A 24,801-nucleotide genomic window follows, 5' to 3' on the forward strand; every position below is an offset into this window, starting at 1 on the left:
GGATTCCCTGGTCGTTTTTTGCGATTAAAGCTATCATCAAGAAAAAAGGCGTTCTTTCGGCTGAGCCGGTACTTTGAACAGCAAGGCAATCACCGCAGCGAGAACCGTAAAGACGAAAAGGATCAAGTAGAGATAATTGAGCCCTACATTATCGATTACCGGACCCGCCATCAATTGGAAGAAGATGGTGCCGATGTTCCTGGAAAGCATGGCGACGACTGCAGTTCCTGTAGCGATCAGTTTCCGGTTCAGCAAGGTAGAGACCATCTTGAGGTTCAGCATGATGAAGGTTCCGGAAGCGAAAAACTTGGTCAATACGGTCGCTATCGAAAGCACTAAAAAGTCATCCGACAGGAAATTGATCAGATATTCCGTTCCTGAAAGGAACAAAACGGCCAGAAGCAGCTGTTTATTCGTGAAATGGTCCATGAAGCGGTGTGAAAAAGCCATCGCGATGACTTCCGCAAACAAGGCTACGGTTAAGGTCGTGCTGACAATTGCGACCGGGGCTCCCGTATCGGTCAAAAGCAGCGGAAGATAACTGGTGTTGACCGTGTTTGTGCCGAAAATGATGAAAGCCAAAAGCAGATAAGTGATGAAAAGTTTATTCTGGAATATATTTCTGATTGTATGCCCCCCGGAAATCTCTTCTTTCTTCTCGGCTGGCTGTTTTGAAGAGACAACTGGTTGCTCCGGTTTTGGCAACGTATAAAGGAACACGATGCTTGCGAAGTAGCAGGCGAGATAGAGAATAAAAATGGATTTTGGAGACAGAAAATCATAGATGATCCCTGAAATTTGTTGCCCGGCCGCATAGCCGATTGTTCCCCAGAGGCGAATTTGGCCGAATCTGTAAGGACTGTTGGCCGCGAGCACATCAAACAGAGGTGCGAGTCCCAAGGTGATGGCGTTCGCCAATCCGTAAACGAGCCCAAAGAGCCAGTTGCCTGTGAAGAAAAAGAGTCCCATGCTGATGACGGCTGAGATCAGGACGTAGATGGTCACCGTTTTACGGGTTCCCCATTGCTCGTTTGAATAACCGATCAGTCCTTGGATGATGAGTGCGATTATGTTTGAAAGGATCAGGATGAATGAAATTTCCGACCCGTTTTTTCCTATGTCGCGCATGTAGACGGTGATCAATGATGACAAAGCCGCCATGGACATAAAGTAGAAGATGAATAATATCACATATTGCTGATACAAACGCTCCTTAAAATACCCCATCGAAATGCATTCCTCCAATAAGTTCACTAGTATACAATATTCTAACACATGATCCGGTGATAAAGCTGTTTCTTTCTTAATTTGAAAAGTGCTTCGCAAATCTCACACCAATTCTCCATAAAATTGTAAAAAGCGTTCGAAATCGGCCGTGCATCAAGCTAGGGATGCGCTATAATGATAGACAACTATACTAACGGAAAGGTGATGTCTGCTGATGTATCCACAAACCCAAAAGAAAATCGCTGAAATGCTGAAAGGCAATGTTTTCCCAGGAGTGAGCTACACCTTCATCGACATGGACAAAACAGAAACGCGAATGGTCGGATCGGCGGCGATCCTGCCTGAACGGGAATCCTTACGGGAAGGCATGCTCTATGATGTGGCATCTTTAACAAAAGTGATCGTCACGACGACGCTGCTGCTCCAGCTACAAGAAGAAGGGGCAATCAACTTCGAAGATCCGGTGCAGGCGTATCTGCCCGAGTTCCCTTCTGCTGCGGTGACGATCCGCCATCTGCTGACGCATACTTCAGATCTGAAAGGCTATATCAAAAACCGCGATGCGTTGACTGCCGATGAACTCATTGCCGCCTTGATCGCCCTTACGCCAGGAGAGAATCTAGGCAAAAATGTGGCCTATACCGATACCGGATTGCTCCTTGCGGGCTTCATCATCGAGAAGCTGACCGGAAAATCGGTGGAAAAAAATTTTGAAGAACGCATCAAACGTCCTCTTGCCATGACGGAAAGTACCTTCCATCCGACCGATCCGATGCGCTGTGTTCCTACGCAGAACCACCCGACAAGAGGCGTAATCCGTGGCGTTGTGCATGACCCCAAAGCGCTGTCTTTGGGAGGACATTGCGGGAGTGCCGGCTTGTTCGCACCAATGAAAGATTTGATCCGCTTTTCCCGGATGATGCTGCATTTTGGGGAATGGGAAGGCCAACGGATTTTGCGTGAAGAGAGTATCCGTACATTGCTGAGGGATTGGGGGAATGTCCCGAGCCAGCCACGCTCTTTGGGATGGAATCTGATTCAGGAAGGGGAAGATTTTGTATTGTGGCACACCGGTTATACCGGAACGTTTATGATACTGGATCTGAACCAGCAAACAGCGTTCATACTGCTTTCGAACCGGGTCCATCTCAAAGACCACAGACCCGAGTGGATCGCGGTCCGCGACGAGCTGATCGCCATATATAGGAAGGAAGCCCGGAAGGAAACAGCAGAATAGCAAAAAAACGCCACTTTTAGGATGGCGTTTTTTTGCTGTCCTTGGATGGACAAAGTTCTTTAGAAAGTGGGCGGCGAAGTTGCAGCTTCACCGATCCGGTTCGGAGATCCAAAGAAAAAGAGTAGTTTCTCTCAGTAACTAAAGAGTATACAGTGATACTCTGAATATAGTATGACAGCTGATTAACATTTTGGATAGTATAAAATGAGAAAATTCACATGAAAACTGCTATTGAAAATTCCACTGACAATTGATAAGATAGTGAAAGCAAAGTCCTTTAATATGATTCAGAGAGATCATGAAGGGTAACAAATCACATACATTTGATACCTTAGGTCCTTTTGCAAATAAACGTCAAAAGGGTATTTTTTTGCCCAAAAACTAGGAGGAAAAGGTATGGCAATCAACCAAAAACCGTTATTATTGGACGTGGACGAAAAACCGGAAGTTCTGAAAGGCATTCTGTTGAGTTTTCAACACGTTTTTGCAATGTTCGGAGCAACGATATTAGTTCCGTTAATTTTAGGGATGCCCGTCTCGGTCGCTTTGTTCGCGAGCGGAATCGGCACCCTGATTTATCAGGTGGCAACAAAAGCGAAAGTTCCCGTCTATCTGGGATCTTCGTTCGCCTACATTACAGCAATGGCTGTGGCCATTGAACAAATGGGCGGGGACATCAAGGCCGCACAGACAGGCGTCATCATGGTGGGGCTTGTCTACGTCCTGATCGCTGGAATTGTCAAAATGCTGGGTACGAAATGGATCGACAAATTGCTGCCGCCGATCGTCATCGGACCGATGATCATGGTCATCGGATTGGGACTGGCTTCGTCTGCAGTAACCAATGCCGGCTTCGTGGCGGATGGGGATATCCGTCATATCATTGTGGCGATTGCAACGTTCCTGATCACTTCGTTCATCAACACGAAAGGGAAAGGCTTTTTCAAAATCATACCTTTCCTGATCGGAATCATCGGAGGATACGTCATCGCACTTTTCATGGGTCTGGTCGATTTCCAACCTGTATTGGATGCGAAATGGTTCGAACTGCCGGGATTCTATCTACCGTTTGAAACACCTTGGTTCAATTCTTACGATCTGTATTTCGGACCGGAAACATTGGCCATCATCCCAGTCGCATTGGTTACGATTTCTGAACATATCGGCGACCATACTGTTTTGGGCAAAATCTGTAACCGTCAATTCCTGAAAGATCCGGGTCTTTCCCGGACGCTTATGGGCGATGGTGTAGCGACTGCGGTTTCAGCTTTCATCGGTGGACCGGCGAATACGACTTACGGTGAAAATACCGGCGTCATCGGGATGACGCGCATCGCATCCGTTTCCGTCATCCGTAACGCTGCCTTCATCGCAATCGGTTTGAGCTTCTTTGGAAAATTCACTGCGCTGATTTCAACCATCCCAACATCTGTATTGGGCGGGATGTCCATTCTGTTGTATGGTGTCATCGCCAGTAATGGTCTGAAAGTACTGATCGAAGAACAAATCGATTTCAACCACGTCCGCAACCTGATCATCGCCAGCTCGATGCTAGTGCTGGGACTGGGCGGCGCGGTTCTGGATATCGCAGGCGTGGTTACCTTGTCAGGTACAGCATTGAGCGCTATTACCGGTATTGCGTTGAACTTGGTTCTGCCGCATGAAGAAGCGTATAACCCAAAACATCCGATTCATAAAAAAGAAGAGCACAAACATTAATGCAAAAAAGGCATCGCCGCTCAATTACAGAGCGGCGATGCCTTTTTTCTATTGGGATTTTTGGGCGCTTAGACCAAAAAAACTATGCGAACTATCAGTCGCCCCAGACTTCGTCAGCGATCTGTTTGACCAAAGCCAATTTCGCCCACTGTTGCTCTTCCGTCAGATTGTTTCCTTCTTCGGTCGAAGCGAAGCCGCATTGCGGGCTCAGGCATAATTGCTCCAACGGCACATACTTGGTTGCTTCAGTGATGCGTGCTTTGACTTCGGCGATATCTTCCAATTCCGGTGTTTTTGAAGTGATCAAGCCTAGGATAATTTGGCCGTCGCCTGTGTAGTAGCGCAATGGTTCGAACCCACCAGCACGGTCAGTGTCGTATTCCAGAAAGAAGCCGTCAAAGCCGGTTTCGACGAATAATTCTTTCGCAACAGGCTCATAAGCGCCTTCTTGCGAGTAGGACGAGCGGAAATTGCCGCGGCAGATATGCGTCGTGACGACCAGATCTTCAGGCAGACCGATCTGGATATTTTTGACGTTTTCAGTAGCGACGCGTTTCAATTCATCGTAAGTTTCCTGAGAACCGAAGATTTCCAATGCTTTGTCCGAGCAAAGGTCGCCCCAGAAAGTGTCATCGATCTGGATGTAACGGTTACCCAACGAGTAGAAGTGCAGGATGGTGTCGCGGTATGCTTGCTGCAGATCGGCAGCATACTCCTCCAATGTAGGATAAATTTCTTCATTGCGGAAACCGAGGCGGATCAATTGGTTCGGGCTCGGGATCGATACTTTCGCAACGGCTCTATCGCCGACTGCTTCAGCCAAGAAAGCATAGTCCGCAAAGAATGGATGTTCCGGATTAAAGGCGATTTTGCCGATGTTGCGGACGCTGTGGGCGCTGGTCACAACGTTGTGGAATTGTTTGCCTTGAGCCGCAAGGTAACCTTCAAAGCCCAAGAGGTTCTCAAGGAAATCGAAATGCCAATAAGAGCGTCGGAACTCTCCGTCGGTGATGCCTTTGTAGCCAAGCGCAATCTGTTTGTCGACGATGCGCGTGATTTCAACATTTTCGATTTCGCGCAGGGCTTCCTTCGTGATTTTGCCTTCAGCCAGCTCTTTGCGGGCTTTTTTGATGCTTTCGGGACGCAAGAAACTTCCTACGTGGTCTGCGCGGAATGGCGCCTTCGTTCTGCTTAAAGTTGTTTGGGTTGTCATGACATTTTCCTTCTTTCGTTTGTTTTTTTGTAAAAAAATACGTCCTTGCGCAATATGTTGCGCAAGGACGTATGAAAAATTCACCGTGTTACCACCTTGATTCAGAAAAACCTCTCGATTTTCCCCTTAACCAGTACGCCGCAACAAATCGCTGTTCCGGGATACTGTGATGCTGTAACGGGCATTCCCGTGGAGAGCTAAGGTTCTAAAAAGAGCGTTCGCCGTCCACTCACTCGAAGACCATTTTCCGGATAGCATCCCTGTCCTCTTCTCAACTGCCGAGGTTCTCTGTGCATTTCGTCCATCCGTACTTATCTTTTCAATGTGATTTTATTTTGAAATTTATATATATATAATAACAAGCGAATAAGAATGAGTCAAACCTTTTTTAATTAATTTTTCATTTTGGTGTATTTTCATTTCGATTCTTTCTGTTCAAGAAGGAAATTGCAATTCATACCGTGAGAGTATATACTTCATATAGATAGGTGTCTATATGAAGGCGTTAAGGGCGACAGAACGGGCCGGAGTGCCTCAAAAGACAGCAGGAAAAGAGGAACTGAATATGACGATTGAATACAAAATATACGCGAAATGCCTGAAAGTCTTATCGGACGAAACAAGATTGGAAATCATGGATTTACTGTCGGAAGGGGAAATGTGCGCCTGTGCGTTATTGGATCAGTTTTCGATCACACAACCGACTTTATCCTATCACATGAAAATGATGAAGGATTGTGGCTTGGTGGACAGCAGGAAAGACGGCATTTGGGTCAAATACTCCGTGAATCATGAAAAGTTGGATGAGTTGAAGGACTTTTTTCAGACCATGGCAAAACAAAACACCACTGTATAATTCATTCGAAAGCAGGGGATGGAAATGGAAATCAAAATATTGGGACCGGGGTGCCGGAACTGCGAAAAATTGCAAGTTAATGCAGTCGAGGCGCTTAAAAAGATCGGCATGGAAGCAACCATCATCAAAGTTGAGGACCCGAAAGAAATCGCAAAGTACGGCATTATGCAGACTCCGGGGCTGGTCATCAATGAAAAGGTCGTCTCATATGGGTGTATCCTGACGCCCAAACACATTGCAGAACTGCTGCAAAAGTGAAGAACAGAGAAAACACCTATCTTTGGATGAACAAGCTGCGAAACTGGGGTTCTGCTCCTGCATTATCGCAGCTTTTTTGAAGCCTTTCACTACCCAAAAACAACACATTGACACTTATCTATGTGTGGGCGTATACTGATATATAGATAAACATCAATGTCTTGGGTAGTAAAAATACAGACTAGAAGGTGCAATTCGTTATGGGAATTTTTCAATGGTTAAATGATCAGTTATTAAAAATGCAGTGGCTAAGCGATTTGGTTGGTATACTTGTCCGGGATGTCTTCGGATTGGACCTCGCCAGTAGGGTAGGCGGCAGCATCCATTTCTTCATCTACGACGTCATCAAAATCTTCATTCTGTTGTCGGTGCTGATTTTCTCGATTTCATACGTGCAAAGCTTTTTCCCGCCTGAGCGGACGAAGAAAATTCTAGGACGTTTTGATGGGATCACCGCCAATATTCTGGCGGCGTTGCTGGGGACGATCACACCATTCTGTTCCTGTTCTTCGATTCCGCTTTTCATCGGCTTCACCGGTTCGGGACTGCCGTTGGGTGTGACGTTTTCGTTCCTGATTTCTTCACCGCTTGTTGACTTGGCATCGATTATCCTCTTGGCCAGCATCTTCAACTGGAAGATTGCCATCGCCTATGTTGTTGTGGGATTGATCCTTGCGGTTGTCGGCGGAACTTTCATCGGGAAAGCGCACCTGGAGGACCAGGTCGAATCCTTTGTGTTCGGTAGCCCGACAATTGAACTTGAGGAAGCCGAGTTGACAAGGAGAGATCGTGTCGATTATGCAGTTGATCAGGTGAAGGAAGTCGTCCAAAAAGTATGGCTTTACGTGCTCCTTGGGGTCGGTATCGGTGCGGCCATCCACAACTGGATTCCGGAATCCGTCATCACAGCTCTGTTGGGTCAGGATAAATGGTATTCGGTATTGGTGGCAACATTCGTCGGGGTTCCGATGTACGCGGATATTTTCGGGACGCTGCCCATTTCCGAAGCACTTGTCGCAAAAGGGGTCGGATTGGGAACCGTGCTTTCCTTCATGATGGGCGTGACGGCATTGTCCTTGCCGTCGATGGTCATGCTGAAACAGGTCGTCAAACTGAAATTGTTGGGCCTCTTCTTCGGAATCGTGGCAGTCGGCATCATCATCATCGGCTATGTGTTCAATTTCTTGGGACCTATTTTTATGTGATCAAAAAAATAATAAACAGGAGGAATATCATCATGGAAATCAAAATTTTGGGTATAGGCTGCAAAAATTGCGTGAATTTGGCTAAGAACACGGAAGAGGCATTGAAGGAACTGGGGATGGAAGCAACCATCACAAAAGTGACCGACATGAAGGACATCGCAAAATACGGCATCATGCGCACTCCGGGATTGGTCATCGACGAAAAAGTTGTTTCCTACGGTAAAGTCGCCAGTACGGAAGAAATTACAGAATTGTTGAAAAAATAAGCAAGTTACCAAAAGTGCGGGAAGAGACACATTTATCCCCGCACTTTTTTTGTTTCATGTTGAATTTAGCATTGACTATAGATAGAAGAAAATCTATATTATAAGAGTACCAATATTTAAATGAAAACAACACAAGATTCATCTTCAAATAGAAAGAGAATGAGGAGATACGAAAAATGACAAACATCACTATTTTTGAACCGGAAACAAGCAGCAGCTTGTTCAGCAGTCAGGATGCCATGCGCATTGCAGCAGTAATGCAGGCCTTGGAGGGACTGGAGAATTACGAGGCATTGCTTTTTAATTTAACCGATGATGCGGATCAATTCACGCTCAACAAGGCCGTTAAAGAAAAAATCGAGGCGGAAGGCAATAGCGTATTGCCGATCACTGTTGTGGATGGAGCAATCGTGAAAAGCGGCAACTATCCGACCAACGATGAAATCACAAGCTACATCGGCGTCCGCTTCATTGAAGAAACGGAAGGTTCATGTGGTTGCGGCGGCTGTGGTTGTGGCGGTTCGGAGGAATTTGCCGAAGCGGAAAAAGAAGAAAAAGAAGAATCCGGCTGCTGCGGCGGCCATGGCGAAAAAGGCGGCTGTGGCTGCGGTGGACAGGGGCACCATCATCACCATAAACATGAGGAAGCTGCAAAAGCAACTAAGGGCTCGTGCGGTTGTGGGAATGGCGGATGTTGCTAGCAAAAATAAAGAATACTCGTGTCTCGGGTTACCTAGGCTCGAGTTTCTTTTTCCACGATAGATAGAAAAACTTCTATGTAAAAAGGGGATTCAGCAATCATGGATTATGAAAATTATGCAAAAGTCGCAAAAGCTTTGGCCGACCCGAAGCGTGTCAAAATTGTCGATATGCTTTCCTGTGGGGCCATGTGTGCCTGCGATATACTAGAACATTTCGATTTTACCCAGCCAACTTTATCCCATCACATCAATCTGTTGGTGAAGGCGGGATTGGTGACGACAGAAAAATCCGGCACGTGGCACTATTACGACCTGAATAAAAACGCCTTTGAAAAATTCAAGGCGGACACAGCGGAACTGACGGCTGATACACCGGCCTGCATCTGCGAACCTGTACGGTCAAAAGCGGTGTGTGCAATAGAAAAAAGAGCTGATCAGGTGACGCAAAAATAGAGCTGTAAAGAGCGTAAAACAATAAATGGGGGTATAATAAAATGAGTGGAAAAGAGCAAACAAGCATCTCGTTCTTCAATAAGTATCTGAGTGTCTGGGTAGCCAGTTGTATGGTGGTGGGGGTTTTGATCGGTAAATATCTGCCCGCCATACCTGAATTCTTCGGGAAATTCGAATATGCAAACGTCTCGATCCCGACGGCCGTGTTGATCTGGGTCATGATCTATCCGATGATGATGAAGGTGGATTTCCAAAGTGTCCGGGATGTCGGAAAAAATCCGAAAGGACTCTATGTCACATGGGTAGTGAACTGGTTGATCAAACCGTTCAGCATGTACGCCATTTCCGCGTTTTTCTTCTTTGTCGTCTTCAAGAATTTCATTACGCCCGAGTTGGCGACGGAGTACTTAGCTGGTGCGATTCTCTTGGGAGCTGCACCTTGTACAGCGATGGTGTTTGTCTGGAGCCAATTAACAAAAGGAAACCCAGCGTACACTGTCGTTCAGGTTGCGACCAATGATCTGATCATTCTGGTTGCCTTCGTTCCGATCGTCAAATTTCTTCTAGGTGTCAGCAATGTAACGGTGCCTTGGGATACCTTGATTCTGTCCGTTATCTTGTTCGTTGTGATTCCCTTGGTTGGAGGAGTCTTGACGCGGATCTTCGTCACAAAGAAAAAAGGCGTCGCTTATTTCGAGAAGGATTTTCTTTCGAAATTTGATGGCGCGACTACAGCGGGGTTGTTGTTGATGCTGGTCTTGTTGTTCTCTTTCCAAGGAGAGGTCATCCTGGAGAACCCGTTGCACATTTTGATGATCGCAGTACCTTTGATCCTGCAGACATTCCTGATCTTCTTCATTGCCTATCTTGCAAGCAAGGCCTTGAAGCTTCCACACGCAATCGCCGCACCAGCCGGGATGATCGGCGCATCGAACTTTTTTGAATTATCGGTGGCGGTTGCCATCGCGTTGTTCGGAATGGATTCTCCAGCAGCATTGGCGACGGTTGTGGGTGTCTTGACTGAAGTGCCGGTGATGCTGATTTTGGTAAAAATCGCCAATTCAACAAGACATTGGTTTCCGGAAAAAGAAAATAGTGCAGTGAATCCTGTAAAGGCGGTAAAATAAGCCATCTTTTAACTGAAAAGGAGAATGAATTATGAAAATCATCGTAATCGGTTCGGTAGCGGCGGGCACCTCCGTTGCAGCCAAAGCGCGCAGAAACACAGAGGAAGCGGAGATTGTCGTCTATGACCAAGGAAAGGACATTTCCTATTCTGTCTGCGGGATCCCCTACAAAATTGGCGGGGAAGTCGATTCAGTGGATCGCCTGACACCACGAGATGCGAAATGGTTCAAAAAGAGATATGATGTCTCCATCTTTACAGAACACAGAGTGACGAAAGTAGATCATGAAGCCAAAATGATTCAAGTTAAAGATCTGAAGACCGGCGAAGTCAAAGAGGACGCTTATGATGTGTTGGTTTTCGCGACAGGTGCGGCTCCGCTGACGCCTCCACCGTTCGATCAGGCTGAATACGATAATGCCTTCCACGTCCGCAATATCCAGGACCTTCGTGAGATTGAAAGTTACTCGGAAACGAACCAACCTAAAAAAGCGCTGCTCATCGGTGCCGGGTTCATCGGTCTGGAAATGACCGAACAGCTCGTGCATAAAGGCTGGGATGTTACTATCGTGCAGCTGGAAAATCAAGTGATGCCGTCGATGGACGCGGATATGGCTTTCCGGGTGGAAGAAGTGCTGATGGCCAACGGGGTGCATTTGCACCTCGGGGATACGGTCAAGACCATCGAAGGTAAGGGGACCGTCAAAAAAGTAGTGACGACAAATGGTGCCACCATCGAAACGGATATCGTCATCCTGGCTGCCGGCGTGCGACCGAACACTGAGCTCGCCAAAGAAATCGGCGTCACGATCGGAGCGACGGGTGCAGTTGCCGTCAACAGCAAAATGCAGACGAACATCCAGGATGTATATGCGGTCGGTGATGTGGCCGAAAGCTTCTCCGCCATTACAGGCAAATCGATTTACCGTCCATTAGGCTCTACGGCCAACAAGATGGGACGTATCGCCGGAGATGTGATCACAGGCGGAAATCTGGAACATCGCGGGGTGCTGGGTACCGGCATCTTCCGCGTATTCGATCTGCATGTTGGCCAGACGGGCATGACCGAAAAAGAAGCGAAGGCGGCCGGTTATGCCGTGGAAGTCCTATACAACATCAAGCCGGACCACGCCGAATACCTTGGCGGCAAGGAACTGATCATCAAGGCATTGGCGGATAAAGCCACCGGACGAGTCTTAGGCGCACAAGTTTTAGGATCGCAAGGTGTGGACAAACGGATCGATGTCCTTGCCACTGCCATCACTTTCAAGGCGAAAGCGGAAGACCTGTTCCATCTGGATTTAGCCTATGCACCGCCATTCGCAACGACAAAAGATCCTATCCATTATACAGGCATGGCATTGGATAACGCCTTACACGGAAATCCTTTGATGACGCCAGCCCGGCTGGTCGAAATGCAGCAAAAAGGCGAATCTATCCAGGTCATCGACACGCGTTCCGCCAAAGACTTCGAGAAGAGCCACGTCCAAGATGCGATCCACGTCCCGCTAGGGGAACTGCGCGCACGCGCCGGTGAGCTTTCCAAAGATATCCCGACAGTTACCTACTGCAACAAAGGTGTGACCGGAAATGCCGCCCAGAATATCCTGATCAATTTAGGCTTCAAGGAAGTCTACAACCTTTCAGGCGGCAACAAAAATTATCAAAGTTACCTCATAATGCTGAAGAGAAAAACTAAAAGGTGAGTCTTTGATTGTATGTGAGAAAAATGGAGAATCTCCGAAATGGATTCTCCATTTTCTTTGGATTAAAATCTGATTAGGGGTAGCAATTGTGAAAACGAGTGATAAAATGAAAAGTAAGTAAAATGTTGGGAGGATGAATAGATGAAGTATGATTTCGAAACACCCATCAATCGGAGCAATACAGGGTCCGAAAAATGGGCAGCCATGTACAGAAGCAATCCGAATGTGGGAAAGGATGTTTTTCCTTTTTCTGTTGCGGATTTGGACATAAAGACAGCGCCGGAAATCGTCGAGGGTTTGCAGGAATACATTGAAACAGCCGTAATGGGCTATGATCTGCCGACCGAAGACTATTACCGCGCAATCATCAATTGGATGGGAAACCGCCATGCTTGGGAAATCAAGAAGGAATGGATCATCTGTACACCAGGCATCATCGCGGCATTCTATTCCGCTATTCGGGCGTATACCGATCCAGGCGATGGTGTCCTTTACATGGGGCCGGTCTATTATCCGTTCATGAAGTCAATCAAAAATACGAAACGCAAGCTCATCAACAATTCTTTGATCCGCAACGGTGATCGTTATGAAATTGATTTTGAGGGTTTGACTGAGAAAGCCAAAGAACCGAATACAAAGCTGATGCTGTTCAGCAACCCGCATAATCCAGTCGGCCGCGTCTGGACCAAAGCGGAATTGGAGCGTGTCGTCGACATCTGTGCCGCCAATGATGTTGTGATTTTGGCGGATGAAATCCACCATGATCTGATCATGCCCGGCCATGTTTTCACACCGATGGCATCCATATCCGAATCAGCTGCGGACATCTGCATCACGGCAACCGCCGCCAGCAAGTCCTTCAATATCGCGGGCCTGCGCAATTCCAATGTCATCATTTCGAATCCGGAGCTCCACACGGCTTTCAAGATGGATATGGAAATGACCGGCATTGGCGGAGGAACCAATGTTATCGGCTTGAAGGCGACAGAGATCGCCTACACGGCAGCCGAGGACTGGTTGGAGGCGTTCAAAGCTTTGATCTGGCACAACCATGAGACGCTGAAGAAGTTCTTGGCGAAGGAACTGCCGGAAGTGACTGTCTTCGATCTGGAAGGCACCTACCTGCAATGGATGGATTTCAGTGCCTTTGGGTTGTCGCACAAGCAGTTGGAAGAAATCATGGAGCAGGAAGCGCAAGTGTTCCTGGATGAAGGCTACATCTTCGGGGACGAGGGTCGAGGATATGAGCGGATCAGTCTGGGGGCACCTACGAAAACGTTGATGGAAGCGATGGAGCGCTTGGTAACAGTCATGAAAAAATACCGGACACAAAATCAATAGAAAAACTGAGGGCTGTCTCGATTTTTCGAGGCAGCCCTAGAGTTTTGGTGGAAACCCACGGACAGCAGCGCGCTGCTCCCACTTCAGTTGATTTACTCCGTCCAAGCGGAATCCGGTTTTGCAAACAATAATATCTAAAGAATTTTATAAAATTATCCCAACCTAAGCATCCTTCATCCTTTCTTCACAATCGGATGCTATACTGTAGAATAAATAAAAGAAAGGTTGATGATACATGTTGTATCCATTCTTCGATAGCACCTATATATTGATCATCTTCGGCATCGCGGTTTCCATGATTGCTTCGGGATTCGTCAAGCGTACCTTCAATACCTATAACCAAGTGAAAAGCCAAAACGGATACACCGCTACGGATGCAGCGCGCTTCATCCTCGAACAATCGGGCATCCATGATGTGCGGATCGAACGCGTCCGCGGAGATCTGACGGACCACTACGACTCGCGCGCTAAAGTTTTGCGTCTTTCAGATACGACAGCCAACTCGACTTCGGTCGCGGCCATCGGCGTCGCTGCCCATGAAGTCGGACATGCAATCCAGGATCAAAAAAACTATATTCCGTTGCGGTTACGTGCCGCTCTGGTTCCGGCGGCTAATTTCGGTCAGACACTTTCCATGCCGATGATCATGATCGGTGTTTTCTCTGGCATGAACCAGACGTTCCTCAATTTGGGTATTCTTTTCTTCTCGTTCAGCTTCCTGTTCCAAGTGGTCACATTGCCAGTCGAATTCAATGCATCCGGGCGTGCTTTGAGAATTCTTTCGAATGGTGGCATCCTGAATGCACAAGAAGTGCCGAAAGCACGCAAAGTTCTTGTCGCAGCTGCCATGACGTATGTCGCAGCTGCCTTCATGAGTTTCTTGCAACTGCTCCGTCTGCTCTTGCTTTTCGGTGGCGGAAACAATGACGATTAGTCGTTAGGTACGCTAATTGTCCTAATTTCATCCTGAAAAACTGCTTAGGTCTATTTCAACGGGCCGGAGCAGTTTTTTTAGGTCCATGAACCTTTTGAGACTAGTCGTTACACTTGTTATCTTGGGGTTGCTATACTATAATAATCTTAGCATTTTGGAAGTATATATCAGAAAAGAATTCCAGACCAGACTCTGAAAATAGGAGCTAATAATGAATCCTGATAAACAATCTAAAGACAAACGTGTTTTAGCTACAAAGAAAAATCTTTTGCATGCGTTGATAACACTGTTGGAAGAAAAATCCATCGAAGAAGTGACTGTGAGGGAACTTACGAAACGTGCAAAAGTGAATCGGGGAACTTTTTATCTGCACTATGAAGACAAGCATGATTTATTGGAGAAAAATATCGATGCGCTGATCCAGGAACTTCAGGACAGAGGGAAAGCCATCACGAAAACGGCTTTGTCCGATGCTATGGAAACGGAGTTCAGACAAAAAACAGTTGAAGCGTTCACGGACATCTTCAGCTACATCAAAGAAAATGAACGCTTCTTCAGCGTTCTTTTCAACGGAAGAAGCAGCTATTCCTTTCCGCTCAAATTCAACACCTATCTGAGAGGACGTCTGGAGCAACAGGTCCAGACGAAAAAAAATGTCATTCCTTATGAACACTGGATCACAGCCGTTGCCTTCGCCTATCAAGGGATGATCTACTCTTGGGTGACGAATGGTATGAAAGACGCGCCGGAGCGCATGGGAGAGTATGGGTATTATTTCATTTCCCAAAGTGTGGTGGAGATAACCAGAGGAACGTGATCGTCATCTAACGAAGTATGTTTGCGTTTAGTGACAGTAGGAAATGTCATGGGAAGAGGTAACCTTGATTTGAATGCAGTCCAGGAAGTACCGGACCATTTGAAGAAGAGTAATAGTCAGTTGAGAAAGTAACTGAAAAAATAGAAAAAAACCGTACAGGCGCATGACTGTGCGGTTTTATAATGGGATAGGAATTTATAAAATTTTTTTAACTCAAAAGTGCATCACCGTAGGTGTTTCACAAGTTCGCAAAATGTTTCATGCATCTAAAATGATGTCCAGCTTTACGGGTTAGCCCTTCGGAAATTAGATAAATCTGTCCTATTGCGCTCTTCGATGCTCAGGCGGACAGATTTTCTAAATTTCTTTCAGGGCTGAACGAACCCGTTCAGCTTTTCTTACATACATTACTTTAGATGCTGGTTATGTTCAGAGGCTGTTTTAAGGGGCCTCTTTTCAGTGCGAAAAAATAGCAGATGCCGTAAAGGATGGCCAGACCCATCATCACATACATGCCGATTGCGTAAGAACCGGTCAGGTCGTAAACGGCTCCCCAAAGCGGGCCGGAGATGGACATCCCGATGGAGGGCGCCATGCCGAGGATGGACCAGATGCGCGGATAATCCGCGATACCGAAGATTTCGCTCACGATCAAAGGGGTCAACACCGCTGGCCCGCCTATCCCGAATGCGAGGATGAACATGACGATCGACAAGGCCAGGAACGATCGGGTTGTCGCAAGGAAGAACAAGGCAATCAGCATGCAGACAACAATAAGTGTAAGCGTGAAGGTCGAATCGATTTTGTCATTGATGGCCCCGACGGAAATGTTGGCAATGATCATACCGGTCATGACGAGCGAGAACAATGTGCCGACCTGTCCGTATGTGAAGTTCATCCCGCTGAAGTGCGCGGGTAAATGTTGCATCATTCCGCCTCCGAAAGCTGAAAGGAAAATGCCGATGAACAGGATATAAAACGGTTTCATCTTTCTGGCATCTTCATAAGTGATGGATAGATCGTGTATAGGTTGATTGCTTTCGTTGTAAGCGGGCAGTTGGTCACCATAAGCGTTCAGGCCTACAGTTCCGGGATTTTCCACCAGCAAAAAGAGTCCGTTCGGGACAGTCAGAAGCGCGAAAAGTCCTGCAATCAAAAAGTAACCCATGCGCCAACCGAAGTTATCCAGAAATGTCGGCATGATCATCGAAATGATAGCTCCCGCAAGTCCTCCAGAGGCATTCAACAAGCCCATCATCAATCCTTTTTTGGCGGTAAACCAATTGTTGATCAACAAAATCGCCAGAAACATAGTGATCGGCATCATGAACAAACCGAGGAAGATGCCTCCCAGATAAAATTGCCATAAACGAGTGGCGAATGCCAGCCACACAAATCCAAGCGAAACCCAGAGTCCTCCTCCAATAAGCAAGCGCTTTGCCCCAAATTTAGGGAGAAATTGTCCAATCAGAGGAAGTACGAAAACGCCGGTCAGAGTCGATAGGCTGATGTAAAGCGAAAAGGCACTGCGCGTGAAGCCTAATTCCGAAGTGATGGGCTCGACGAAGAAACCGACGGCATTCCCGGCAATATACATGGCCATGATCAAGAAGGCCGCAGAAAAGAAGGATAAAAAGTGGCGTAAGGTCATATGATAATTCCTCTCTACATCAAATAGGTCAAAGATGATTCTTGTCAGATTTCCGTATAACGAAAAGGCATCCTACAATACGGACTGTCGTTTCATGAAACCGAATACATGTATCTACATATAAAATGTTATATTAATAATTAACAAAAATCAATAGTGTGTCAAAAAAACGTCACATCTGTGAGGATGTGACGTCAGAAAGAGGCTGATTCTTTTTTGATTTGCGTTCCATTCATCCGAAACTTCATTCTTCAAAGTGCAGCTGCAGCTGAGGAACTTGGAAGAAATGCTGGAGTGCTAATGCGATTCCGCCCAAAAGAGCTCCATTTTGTCCGAGTGAGGACAAACTTACCGGAATGTTATGTCCGGATGTTCGGTTCAATTCCGTTTGGATTTCTGTCACACATTCCGGTAATGCACGGAAAAGATCGCCATTCAGATAGACTTTTTCAGGATCGAACAGGCTGACGACATTGCTGATTGCGACGCCCATATGCAGCACGAGATGTCCCACTACATTTTTGGCATCTTCATCGCCTGTCTTGTACAGGGCAATCAGGTCGGTCAAATGAAGTGAGGAATCGTTCTTCAGGTCTCTGATTTCCGCGACCAAAGCTCCCGTTGAGCAATATTGGTTCAGGCACCCCTGTTTGCCGCAGTCGCAAGCTTTTCCGAATGGATAGAGAATCGTGTGCCCCAGATTCCCGGCCAGACTATTTTTGCTGCGGAACAATCGGTTCTGCAACAAAATTCCGGAGCCGATGCCCTCGTCCAGATCGATACTGATGATGTTCCCCGGAGAGTGGGCGAATACCGCTTCGGCAATCACGGCCAGATTATTCTGATTTTCCAGATAGATCGGACAGTCGATAGCGTCGCTTTCCAGATGTTTGGCCGTCAGATGCTCCAACATTTTGTTAGTTGATGCTACTATCTCATCTTCATGCAGGAAGCCGTCGATTGACACTACAATACCTACGAAGCGAAACGGTGTTTTATTGAGGTTCTTCCTATGATAGAGAACGACTTCTTCGATGCTGTCGATGATATTGCTGGCCTCAACTTTTCTGACCAAATCATATTGGGCGACGATCTTGCCTTGCAGATTGCAGACGAGGGAAGAAATCTTTGTTTGTGTAATGGTCAAACTCATCGCGTATCCACCATTTGCATTCACCTTCAACAACACCGGTTTTCTCCCACCAACGATGGAACTTTGACCTGTACCGAGTTCGACGACAAGTTTTTCCTTAAGAAGTTTTTTGACAATTTCAGATACGGTTGCCTTGTTGAGTCCGGAATCATGAGAGATGGCCGCTCGTGAAGTATTGGGATGATTGATGATGGCTGTCAAAACGATGGTCTCATTTTGTTCCCGTATGGTGTTGCGGTTGACGATCATGGTGTGTCACATCCTTTACAGATTTTTTTGAGGTTTGGGCGCAAAAAAAGATGACGAATCTGAAAAAAATACAAGGATGGGCTATTTTGGAGCAAGGTAAAATGTGTTCCGGATAGTCGCTTGGACTCAGGAGTACCTTGTATAGAAGTCAGAAGCTTAGTAGTGAATGCGTTTACATAGTTGTTTAAAACAGGGTGGGCTCAATAAAGAGCGATGGTTGAGGGAATCAGTCGTTGCTGGCATACGTCTTTGGTTATATTTTAACGCTTTTCACTGGCAATTGCGAGGTTTGGATGACCTCCTAACCCAAATATCGCGCACTTTTTTTCAAGGAGGTCAAGAGGTTAAGCGTTTTCTAGATTGTGGCCTCTGAGTCATTGTCATTTAATTAGAAAATCGGTAAAATGAAAGGAATCACGGGAGGGGGCATATATCAGAATGTTGGGTTTAAATGGGATTGAATGGATGATGCTGATCATTGCGGCAATCATCATCGGTTTTTCGAAAACCGGCATACAAGGCGCGACAATTCCGGCGGTGGCGCTCGTTGCCATTCTTTTCGGCGGGAAGGCGTCAGCCGGAATCATGTTGCCGATGCTGATGCTGGGGGATTTGATTGCCATCTTTCAGTACGGCAAACAGGGAAAATTCAGGGATGTGCTGAAATTGTTGCCTGCCGCCGTAATGGGTATCGCTATAGGCGCCATCACGGGTAATTATCTTGATGACAGGCAGTTCAAAGCCTTATTGGGCATAGTTGTATTGATTTGCTTAGGACTTTTGATTTACAGAGAGATCGCCAAAAGAGTTTTGCCGCTTCCAAAAAATCCAATCTTCCATTGGATGGTCGGGGCTGTCAGCGGTTTTTCTTCGATGGTAGGCAATGCCGCAGGACCCATTTTCAATGTCTATTTGCTGTCACAAGATCTCACCAAGAATAAGATGATCGGAACGACGGCTTGGTTTTTTCTGCTGATGAATATTGTGAAGTTGCCATTCCATATCTTTATGTGGCGGACCGTCACTTGGGGAACACTACGGTATATGTTGCTGATGATTCCTTTTATCGCATTGGGGAGTTGGATGGGCATCAGATTCGTCCGGAAGATAAACGAAGTGTGGTACAAGCGCATCATCATGATCATGACCGCGATTGCGGCGATGCGTCTGTTCATTTAAAAAGAGACACCTTATGAATGGACTTTAGTCCCCTCGTAAGGTATCTCTTTTTTCTGGATTAAAAAATCTGACTGGATATTTCTGTTAATTAGTGCGATCTACTTCAACTTCATCAGCCGGATCGACTGGTCTGCGCAAGGCGCGTTGGTTGGTCCGGTGAAGGTGGAATGCTTCAAGGATGGGGACCAGTATCGAAGCGACGAGTCCACCCGAAAATCCATTGTTGTAGAGGTTTACGCCACCATGAAGATAACCGATATTCATGACTAACGTCAGATGCATGGCTCCGGCGATGATGCCCGCAATGTTCCCGTATCGGCCGGCCAACGGTGCCAAAGTTGTTCCGAACAGTGCTGAAATAAGGACGATTGTTGATTGATTGTCCTGATAGTTAAGTCTGCCCATCAGGGTGACCCCGATCAGAATCGGCAAGACATTCTTGACGTTTTTCCCGAAAGCGCCAAAGCCTATGACAGTAAAGATGCCACCCAGGACCGGACCATTGATTTCTCCACCCATCAACAGAATGTATGTCGTAGCCAGGAATCCTAGCAATGCCATATTGATGAGCGTCGCACCTAAACCGCCAAGTTCCAGGTAATCGGTGGACAATTGGCCCGAATGGCGCATGATCCGCTTCAGCCCATGGAAGCTCCATCCGTTGATCTGCAGGCCAATCAGGAACATGCAACTGAACAGTGAATACAACAGCACTGAAAATGGACCGTTATAGCCGCTGGCAAGGATATTTACCGTTTCGATTTCGAAGCCGAAATTGCGCATCAAAGAGATGAAGACCGTTCCGATGATGCCGCAGGTGAAGCCGACGTTATAGAGGCTGAATCCTCTTGTGAAGGTAACGAAATGATGCGCCAGTGGGGGAATCAGGAAGCCGGAAACAAAACCGGCGCCCAGCCCCAGAAACACACCATAGGGTTGACCGATGCCTAGGTTGAAGGAGAGCTCACTGACCAGCGGTGCCAAGGCTGTTCCGAAAAGGGCGGCCAGCAAAGATTTGTGTATCGGTACTTTTGTGACCCTTGCATAAGTGAAAGCGCCGATGCTGATGGGCATGGAGTTGAATAAGTTTTTGCCAAAAAAAGCGAATCCCGCAATCGTTAAAATACCGGCTATGACCGGACCGTTGATCTTTGCATCTGCCATCCGGACGATCCAGATGGCTTGCAGCGTCATCAGTGAAACGTTGAACAATGCCGATCCAACGTTCGTCAAAGCCATGTAGTCCGTCAACAGGTTAGCCGGAGAGGCCAAGATGGTAAGGTTGCCTTCATAAATTTCTCTTGGACTGTTGAATAAGAAAGCCACTCCGCCCATCAATAAGGCGAAGCCGGCCAATAAACCGTATTTTAATCGCTCGGAGAGTTCCTCTGCGCCACTCATAGTAGGCTGTCTTTTCTGTATCATAAGTGTCCCCCAATCTTATTGTTTTGAAACTAATTAATGAAAATGAAATATGGAAATTGCTGTTTGTCTTAAGGAAGTAAATTCAAGCTTATAAAATCATGTAAACGTTAACTTACATTTAATTATACAAGGCCAAAGCGACTCTCACAATATTTATTTTCAATTTTACTAAAATCCGCTAATATTCCAATAGTAAATACACAATTGGAACAATTTGTGCTGAATTTTTGGTAAAAAAGGAGATACCTGTTCAAAAGAGGCGTACTTTTGAACAGCTTCAGTCCGGATTAGTATACTTTCGGATATTTACCGCTACGATTTAGAAAGAGGATAATATCATTTAGGGGGAAGAAGTATGCTGATGATCGAATACATCGACTCTAACTCCGGTGAACGGTGCCTTCGCAGGAAATCGGTCAACATTCCGCTGGGATCATCCGATGAACGCAGCCTCGCCGAAGTTTCGGCTGGAAGTTACCGAAGAACTTCGGTGAGTGTGCGCCTCACCGGAGCAGCGCACTCGCATGGATTGCTATTTTTCGTAAAAATTATCATCTGTAAAAATAAAAAAATCCTTGCAATGGAATGTGTCCATTGCAAGGATTTTTTGATGATTTATTTTGCGCGTACATCTTTCATGGCATCCAGAACGGCCACATCTTCCGGCGAAATGTTAAAGTCAAGCTGCGCATTCTCGATGATGCGCGCTTCGTGCGTGGACTTCGGTAAAGGCAAGGTATCCTTCTCCAAGCAGTAACGGATGGATAATTGCGCCGACGTCACGCCGTATTTTTCAGCCATCTGCTTGATTTCCGGGCTATCCAGAATCGCACCTGTAGCTAAAGGTGAATAGGCTTCGACAACGATTTTGTGTGTTTGACAGAAAGCGAGCAGTCCTTTTTGGTCGCGGCCGATGTAGAAAGGAATCTGATTCGCCATCGGGACGATGTCGCAATTGTCCAGGATCGCTTGCAAGTCTTTGATGGAGAAGTTCGAAACCCCGATTGCGCGGATCCGGCCTTCGTCATAGAGCTGTTCCATGGCTTTCCAAACTTGGATGTTGCCTTCGGTGCAATCCTTGCCGATCTCATCCCATGGCCATGGCGCATGGATTAAGTAAAGATCTAAGTAATCCAAGCCAAGATTATTCATGGTTTCTTCAAAGTGCTGCAAGGCGCCGTCGAAATCTTTTACTTGCGCAGGCAGCTTGCTGGTCACGAACACTTCTTCGCGGGCAATGCCGAAGTCGCGGATCGCTTTTCCGACATTTTCCTCATTGTGATAAGCATGCGCCGTATCGATGTGCGTATAGCCATTCTTCAAAGCCATCGTCACCGCTGCGTAGGCTTCTTCGTTAGGGATTTGCCATGTCCCGAAACCGATGGAGGGAATCGTCACACCATTATAAAAAGTGAATACATCTTTGTTTGCCATTCAATAACCTCCTGTTATGATAACGTTTACTATTATTCAGTTTAGAGCAGTCAGCGGCAGATGTAAAAGGATATAGCTCGAAAATTCAAAATAGCTTAGAAATGGATAGGGGATACGGAAGAATTATTCCGGAATTTGTCTGCAAATATGCGATTGGATCTGGTTTCGTCATGTATGGCGACAATCGATGTCAGGGTTAATTTGATAACGCTTTTAAAAAACGGTATATTTTAGACAGGAGTGAATGTTATAATTTCGCCAAGGGGGAATGGCCATGAGCTTTGATAGGAATCAGTATTTACGTGAATTGGAGACGATCGTCAATATCGACAGTGGCAGCAGAAATCCTGCGGGTACACGGGAAGTGGCGGCGTTTTTGGAAGAGAAATATAGACAGCAAGGTTTTCTGACCGAGCTGGTTTCGGTCGGTCCGGAGGTGGGGCCGGTATTGGTGGCGACGAATGCTCAAGACGAACCCATCGATCTGCTCTTCATCGGCCACACTGATACTGTGTTCCTGGATGGCGAAGCGAGCAGACGGCCTTTCAAGATAGAAGGAGAGCGGCTTTATGGGCCTGGCGTCTATGACATGAAAGGCTGCAGCCTGTTGACGGCCTATCTGCTTGAAAACTTGCCTGGAAAACTGAAGCAAAGCCTCAACATCTGTGTGATCCACAATCCGGATGAGGAAATCAGTTCCTTTTATTCCCGGGAAGTGATCATCGAGAAAGCCAAAATGTCCAAGTTCGCCTTCGTCATGGAGCCGAGTTCAGCGGACGGTTCGATGATCAAGGAAAGGAAAGGCATCGAAAAACTGAAGATCCATTTCAAGGGCCGGCCCTCCCACGCCGGCGACGCTCCCCAGGAAGGGCGCAGCGCCATCAACGAACTGGCTCATTGGATCGTTCGCATGAATACTTTGATTGATTACGATGCCGGTGTGTCTGTCAATGCGGGCACAATCCAAGGCGGCAGCGTACCGAATGTCGTCCCCGAGCACGCCCAGATGGAATTGGACTACCGTTACTCAAATCCCGCAGACGTCACGGCCTTCTTTGATATGTTGGAGGAATTGCAGAGTCATGCAACCGAAATGGAGATCGGCATCAACATCGAAGTCATCGGCAAGCGTCCGCCTATGGTCGATGTGCCGGGAGCGAAAGCGTTGCGGAGCGTCTTCGAGGATGTCGGCAAGCAAATTGACACGTTCGTTTCGTTCAAGAAATCGGGAGGCGTATCCGACGCCAACTTCACAACCAGTGTCGGTGTTCCGACGGTCTGCAGCATCGGTCTGATCGGCGGCGCTTTCCATACCGATCACGAATATGTGGAGCTGGATTCCATTGTGCAACGCTTGGATCTTTTGACGGCAGTCATAGCAGAAATGAGCCGGCGGAAAATGTTCTGCTAAAGTACAGATCGTCTTTCCATTATGTGAGCCGCAACGATTCAGACAAGATAAACTATAAATAAAACAGCAACGCGAGGGTCCTTTTTCGGTCCTCTGCGTTGCTGTTTTTTTGGATGGGGCAGTGTTCCGCGGCGGAAATACTTGCTGAAGCACACCGGAAGAACAGCACTTTTGTTGTCCCAGATGCGATAATAAAGGTATAGGATTTCAGGCGTAGATACCGATTTGCGTAGACTACAGGCCGAGCAAATGAGTGATTGGATGTTTCTGGGGGATTAAGCAGAAGGGGTGGTAACATGGTGAAAATTGGTGAGAAGACAGTTGTGTCCGTAACGTGCCAAGATGTTATTCTGCAATTAGCTGAGCAGTATTGTTCTGAAGGGGAGTACCTTCATTTCGGGATGAAAGAGAATCCGAAAAAATATGTATTGGTGACCGATGAAAAAATATATCTGATCAAATCCAAAGCCAAGGCTGAGGACAAGCATAAAGAGGATGTGTTCAGCATCCAGTACACGCAGATGCGAAAAGAGGAATTAAGGATGAAATTTGATGGCTGGTTTGTGGAAATGTCCACCCACTCCGCCGCAAAAAAAGAGCCTCACTTTCATGTCGTTCTGGACAAAATCCAAGGCTTGCATCCGGGTGAAAAAGAGAACTCCTCAACAAATTCGCAACCCGTTTTGCCGGATTATCTGGATGCGGAGATCAACTGCTTAAAAGAAATATTGGCGGAAGGCCTCATCACGCCGGAAGAATACGAGAGCGTGAAGGACAGACTTTCAGAAATGTAATCATGCAGTAGGTTCCGCGGAGTCGCGATACAGAATATAATAAGAAAAACCATGGAGCTGCCTCGAGGCAGCTCCATGGTTTTCTTGTGGAATTGAAAACCATGGGCTAGGCCCATGGTTCCGGAGAGCTTCCAGCGGTGTATTAAAAAATCCTCGCTAAGTGCTAGAATATATTTGGTTCGCCAACCAATATTCATGACTTAGGAGGATTCTTTATATGTCTCAAGACAAAAATAGTTTAGCACATACCATTTGGAATTGTAAGCATCACATAGTTTTTGCGCCCAAATACCGGAGGCAAGCAATTTACGGAAAGATAAAACAAGATATAGGAGTCATACTTCGGCAGTTATGCGAAAGAAAAGGTGTAGAAATAATCGAAGCGACCGCCTGTGTGGATCACATCCACATGTTGGTAAGCATACCGCCCAAGATAAATGTTTCAT

At 46.7% G+C, this 24,801-nt stretch carries 23 protein-coding genes; 17 read left to right on the forward strand and 6 right to left on the reverse strand.

All coding sequences use genetic code 11. The annotated features are described in order from the left end of the window. Nucleotides 1-36: 36 nt before the first annotated feature. Complete coding sequence (locus BMZ71_RS06475) at nucleotides 37-1,227, reverse strand: MFS transporter (protein WP_086988821.1); 1,191 nt, start codon at nucleotides 1,225-1,227, stop codon at nucleotides 37-39. Nucleotides 1,228-1,441: 214 nt separating this feature from the next. Here BMZ71_RS06475 and BMZ71_RS06480 point away from each other — a divergent pair, with 214 nt between their 5' ends. Together BMZ71_RS06480 and BMZ71_RS06485 are read left to right on the forward strand one after the other, a co-directional pair. Then, the gene (locus BMZ71_RS06480; protein WP_245734398.1) at nucleotides 1,442-2,464 is read left to right on the forward strand and encodes a serine hydrolase domain-containing protein; all 1,023 of its coding nucleotides are present in this window, start codon (nucleotides 1,442-1,444) and stop codon (nucleotides 2,462-2,464) included. A gap of 396 nt (nucleotides 2,465-2,860) precedes the next feature. Next, entirely contained in the window at nucleotides 2,861-4,183 is a 1,323-nt protein-coding gene (locus BMZ71_RS06485) for a uracil-xanthine permease family protein (protein ID WP_068559159.1), read from the forward strand. Between the two features lie 94 nt (nucleotides 4,184-4,277). On the opposite strand, the gene BMZ71_RS06490 is transcribed toward BMZ71_RS06485, so the two are convergent. Beyond that, entirely contained in the window at nucleotides 4,278-5,396 is a 1,119-nt protein-coding gene (locus tag BMZ71_RS06490) for a 5-methyltetrahydropteroyltriglutamate--homocysteine S-methyltransferase (RefSeq protein WP_086988859.1), read from the reverse strand. A 565-nt stretch (nucleotides 5,397-5,961) separates the two neighbouring features. Between BMZ71_RS06490 and BMZ71_RS06495 the strand changes: the two genes are divergently transcribed. The 11 genes from BMZ71_RS06495 to BMZ71_RS06545 all read left to right on the forward strand — a co-directional run bounded on the left by BMZ71_RS06495 (nucleotide 5,962) and on the right by BMZ71_RS06545 (nucleotide 15,059). After that, the gene (locus BMZ71_RS06495) at nucleotides 5,962-6,252 is read left to right on the forward strand and encodes an ArsR/SmtB family transcription factor (protein ID WP_086988823.1); all 291 of its coding nucleotides are present in this window, start codon (nucleotides 5,962-5,964) and stop codon (nucleotides 6,250-6,252) included. 24 nt (nucleotides 6,253-6,276) lie between these two features. Then, the gene (locus BMZ71_RS06500; RefSeq protein WP_086988860.1) at nucleotides 6,277-6,510 is read left to right on the forward strand and encodes a thioredoxin family protein; all 234 of its coding nucleotides are present in this window, start codon (nucleotides 6,277-6,279) and stop codon (nucleotides 6,508-6,510) included. 200 nt (nucleotides 6,511-6,710) lie between these two features. Further along, the gene (locus BMZ71_RS06505) at nucleotides 6,711-7,715 is read left to right on the forward strand and encodes a permease (RefSeq protein WP_086988824.1); all 1,005 of its coding nucleotides are present in this window, start codon (nucleotides 6,711-6,713) and stop codon (nucleotides 7,713-7,715) included. Nucleotides 7,716-7,747: 32 nt separating this feature from the next. Next, entirely contained in the window at nucleotides 7,748-7,981 is a 234-nt protein-coding gene (locus tag BMZ71_RS06510) for a thioredoxin family protein (protein ID WP_068559151.1), read from the forward strand. 176 nt (nucleotides 7,982-8,157) lie between these two features. Then, nucleotides 8,158-8,682 carry an arsenic metallochaperone ArsD family protein gene (locus tag BMZ71_RS06515; protein ID WP_086988825.1) on the forward strand — a complete coding sequence of 175 codons (525 nt, stop codon included), beginning with the start codon at nucleotides 8,158-8,160 and terminating at the stop codon, nucleotides 8,680-8,682. A gap of 99 nt (nucleotides 8,683-8,781) precedes the next feature. After that, nucleotides 8,782-9,135 carry an ArsR/SmtB family transcription factor gene (locus BMZ71_RS06520; RefSeq protein ID WP_086988826.1) on the forward strand — a complete coding sequence of 118 codons (354 nt, stop codon included), beginning with the start codon at nucleotides 8,782-8,784 and terminating at the stop codon, nucleotides 9,133-9,135. Nucleotides 9,136-9,176: 41 nt separating this feature from the next. Then, a complete protein-coding gene (arsB, locus tag BMZ71_RS06525; RefSeq protein WP_086988827.1) occupies nucleotides 9,177-10,262 on the forward strand; it encodes an ACR3 family arsenite efflux transporter in 1,086 nt (361 codons plus the stop codon). A 31-nt stretch (nucleotides 10,263-10,293) separates the two neighbouring features. Beyond that, on the forward strand, nucleotides 10,294-11,967 hold the full coding sequence (locus tag BMZ71_RS06530; RefSeq protein WP_086988828.1) for an FAD-dependent oxidoreductase: 1,674 nt from the start codon (nucleotides 10,294-10,296) through the stop codon (nucleotides 11,965-11,967). Nucleotides 11,968-12,108: 141 nt separating this feature from the next. Next, entirely contained in the window at nucleotides 12,109-13,308 is a 1,200-nt protein-coding gene (locus tag BMZ71_RS06535) for a MalY/PatB family protein (RefSeq protein ID WP_086988829.1), read from the forward strand. Between the two features lie 235 nt (nucleotides 13,309-13,543). Next, the gene (locus BMZ71_RS06540) at nucleotides 13,544-14,242 is read left to right on the forward strand and encodes a zinc metallopeptidase (RefSeq protein ID WP_068559140.1); all 699 of its coding nucleotides are present in this window, start codon (nucleotides 13,544-13,546) and stop codon (nucleotides 14,240-14,242) included. A gap of 211 nt (nucleotides 14,243-14,453) precedes the next feature. Further along, a complete protein-coding gene (locus tag BMZ71_RS06545; RefSeq protein WP_086988830.1) occupies nucleotides 14,454-15,059 on the forward strand; it encodes a TetR/AcrR family transcriptional regulator in 606 nt (201 codons plus the stop codon). Between the two features lie 412 nt (nucleotides 15,060-15,471). Here the strand turns inward: BMZ71_RS06545 and BMZ71_RS06550 are convergent, their stop codons facing one another. Both BMZ71_RS06550 and BMZ71_RS06555 read right to left on the reverse strand, forming a co-directional pair. After that, on the reverse strand, nucleotides 15,472-16,710 hold the full coding sequence (locus tag BMZ71_RS06550; RefSeq protein WP_086988831.1) for an MFS transporter: 1,239 nt from the start codon (nucleotides 16,708-16,710) through the stop codon (nucleotides 15,472-15,474). Between the two features lie 244 nt (nucleotides 16,711-16,954). After that, entirely contained in the window at nucleotides 16,955-18,112 is a 1,158-nt protein-coding gene (locus BMZ71_RS06555; RefSeq protein WP_086988832.1) for an ROK family transcriptional regulator, read from the reverse strand. 438 nt (nucleotides 18,113-18,550) lie between these two features. On the opposite strand from BMZ71_RS06555, the gene BMZ71_RS06560 reads away from it, so the two are divergent. Further along, nucleotides 18,551-19,291, forward strand: a complete 741-nt coding sequence (locus tag BMZ71_RS06560; protein WP_086988833.1) for a sulfite exporter TauE/SafE family protein — start codon at nucleotides 18,551-18,553, stop codon at nucleotides 19,289-19,291. A gap of 84 nt (nucleotides 19,292-19,375) precedes the next feature. Here BMZ71_RS06560 and BMZ71_RS06565 read toward each other — a convergent pair whose 3' ends face one another. Beyond that, nucleotides 19,376-20,716 (reverse strand): DUF1576 domain-containing protein, encoded by a 1,341-nt coding sequence (locus BMZ71_RS06565; protein ID WP_086988834.1) that lies wholly within the window; start codon nucleotides 20,714-20,716, stop codon nucleotides 19,376-19,378. A gap of 615 nt (nucleotides 20,717-21,331) precedes the next feature. Continuing rightward, entirely contained in the window at nucleotides 21,332-22,150 is an 819-nt protein-coding gene (locus BMZ71_RS06570) for an aldo/keto reductase (RefSeq protein ID WP_086988835.1), read from the reverse strand. Nucleotides 22,151-22,424: 274 nt separating this feature from the next. Between BMZ71_RS06570 and BMZ71_RS06575 the strand changes: the two genes are divergently transcribed. The 3 genes from BMZ71_RS06575 to tnpA all read left to right on the forward strand — a co-directional run. Then, a complete protein-coding gene (locus tag BMZ71_RS06575) occupies nucleotides 22,425-23,561 on the forward strand; it encodes a M20 family metallopeptidase (protein ID WP_177187524.1) in 1,137 nt (378 codons plus the stop codon). 296 nt (nucleotides 23,562-23,857) lie between these two features. Beyond that, nucleotides 23,858-24,355: a hypothetical protein gene (locus BMZ71_RS06580; RefSeq protein ID WP_086988837.1), complete on the forward strand. Its 498-nt coding sequence runs from the start codon at nucleotides 23,858-23,860 to the stop codon at nucleotides 24,353-24,355. Between the two features lie 217 nt (nucleotides 24,356-24,572). After that, a partial coding sequence (gene tnpA / locus BMZ71_RS06585; protein WP_143071397.1) for an IS200/IS605 family transposase occupies nucleotides 24,573-24,801 on the forward strand: 229 nt, incomplete at its 3' end.

The sequence above is a fragment of the Trichococcus flocculiformis genome (assembly GCF_900113645.1).
Classification (GTDB): Bacteria; Bacillota; Bacilli; order Lactobacillales; family Aerococcaceae; genus Trichococcus; species Trichococcus flocculiformis.

Excerpts from the sequence above, each read along its gene's own strand:
- BMZ71_RS06475 (WP_086988821.1), bottom strand. The coding sequence starts at position 1,227 with ATGGGGTATTTTAAGGAGCGTTTGTATCAGCAATATGTGATATTATTC.
- BMZ71_RS06480 (WP_245734398.1), top strand. The coding sequence starts at position 1,442 with ATGTATCCACAAACCCAAAAGAAAATCGCTGAAATGCTGAAAGGCAAT.
- BMZ71_RS06485 (WP_068559159.1), top strand. The coding sequence starts at position 2,861 with ATGGCAATCAACCAAAAACCGTTATTATTGGACGTGGACGAAAAACCG.
- BMZ71_RS06490 (WP_086988859.1), bottom strand. The coding sequence starts at position 5,396 with ATGACAACCCAAACAACTTTAAGCAGAACGAAGGCGCCATTCCGCGCA.
- BMZ71_RS06495 (WP_086988823.1), top strand. The coding sequence starts at position 5,962 with ATGACGATTGAATACAAAATATACGCGAAATGCCTGAAAGTCTTATCG.
- BMZ71_RS06500 (WP_086988860.1), top strand. The coding sequence starts at position 6,277 with ATGGAAATCAAAATATTGGGACCGGGGTGCCGGAACTGCGAAAAATTG.
- BMZ71_RS06505 (WP_086988824.1), top strand. The coding sequence starts at position 6,711 with ATGGGAATTTTTCAATGGTTAAATGATCAGTTATTAAAAATGCAGTGG.
- BMZ71_RS06510 (WP_068559151.1), top strand. The coding sequence starts at position 7,748 with ATGGAAATCAAAATTTTGGGTATAGGCTGCAAAAATTGCGTGAATTTG.
- BMZ71_RS06515 (WP_086988825.1), top strand. The coding sequence starts at position 8,158 with ATGACAAACATCACTATTTTTGAACCGGAAACAAGCAGCAGCTTGTTC.
- BMZ71_RS06520 (WP_086988826.1), top strand. The coding sequence starts at position 8,782 with ATGGATTATGAAAATTATGCAAAAGTCGCAAAAGCTTTGGCCGACCCG.
- arsB (WP_086988827.1), top strand. The coding sequence starts at position 9,177 with ATGAGTGGAAAAGAGCAAACAAGCATCTCGTTCTTCAATAAGTATCTG.
- BMZ71_RS06530 (WP_086988828.1), top strand. The coding sequence starts at position 10,294 with ATGAAAATCATCGTAATCGGTTCGGTAGCGGCGGGCACCTCCGTTGCA.
- BMZ71_RS06535 (WP_086988829.1), top strand. The coding sequence starts at position 12,109 with ATGAAGTATGATTTCGAAACACCCATCAATCGGAGCAATACAGGGTCC.
- BMZ71_RS06540 (WP_068559140.1), top strand. The coding sequence starts at position 13,544 with ATGTTGTATCCATTCTTCGATAGCACCTATATATTGATCATCTTCGGC.
- BMZ71_RS06545 (WP_086988830.1), top strand. The coding sequence starts at position 14,454 with ATGAATCCTGATAAACAATCTAAAGACAAACGTGTTTTAGCTACAAAG.
- BMZ71_RS06550 (WP_086988831.1), bottom strand. The coding sequence starts at position 16,710 with ATGACCTTACGCCACTTTTTATCCTTCTTTTCTGCGGCCTTCTTGATC.
- BMZ71_RS06555 (WP_086988832.1), bottom strand. The coding sequence starts at position 18,112 with ATGATCGTCAACCGCAACACCATACGGGAACAAAATGAGACCATCGTT.
- BMZ71_RS06560 (WP_086988833.1), top strand. The coding sequence starts at position 18,551 with ATGTTGGGTTTAAATGGGATTGAATGGATGATGCTGATCATTGCGGCA.
- BMZ71_RS06565 (WP_086988834.1), bottom strand. The coding sequence starts at position 20,716 with ATGATACAGAAAAGACAGCCTACTATGAGTGGCGCAGAGGAACTCTCC.
- BMZ71_RS06570 (WP_086988835.1), bottom strand. The coding sequence starts at position 22,150 with ATGGCAAACAAAGATGTATTCACTTTTTATAATGGTGTGACGATTCCC.
- BMZ71_RS06575 (WP_177187524.1), top strand. The coding sequence starts at position 22,425 with ATGAGCTTTGATAGGAATCAGTATTTACGTGAATTGGAGACGATCGTC.
- BMZ71_RS06580 (WP_086988837.1), top strand. The coding sequence starts at position 23,858 with ATGGTGAAAATTGGTGAGAAGACAGTTGTGTCCGTAACGTGCCAAGAT.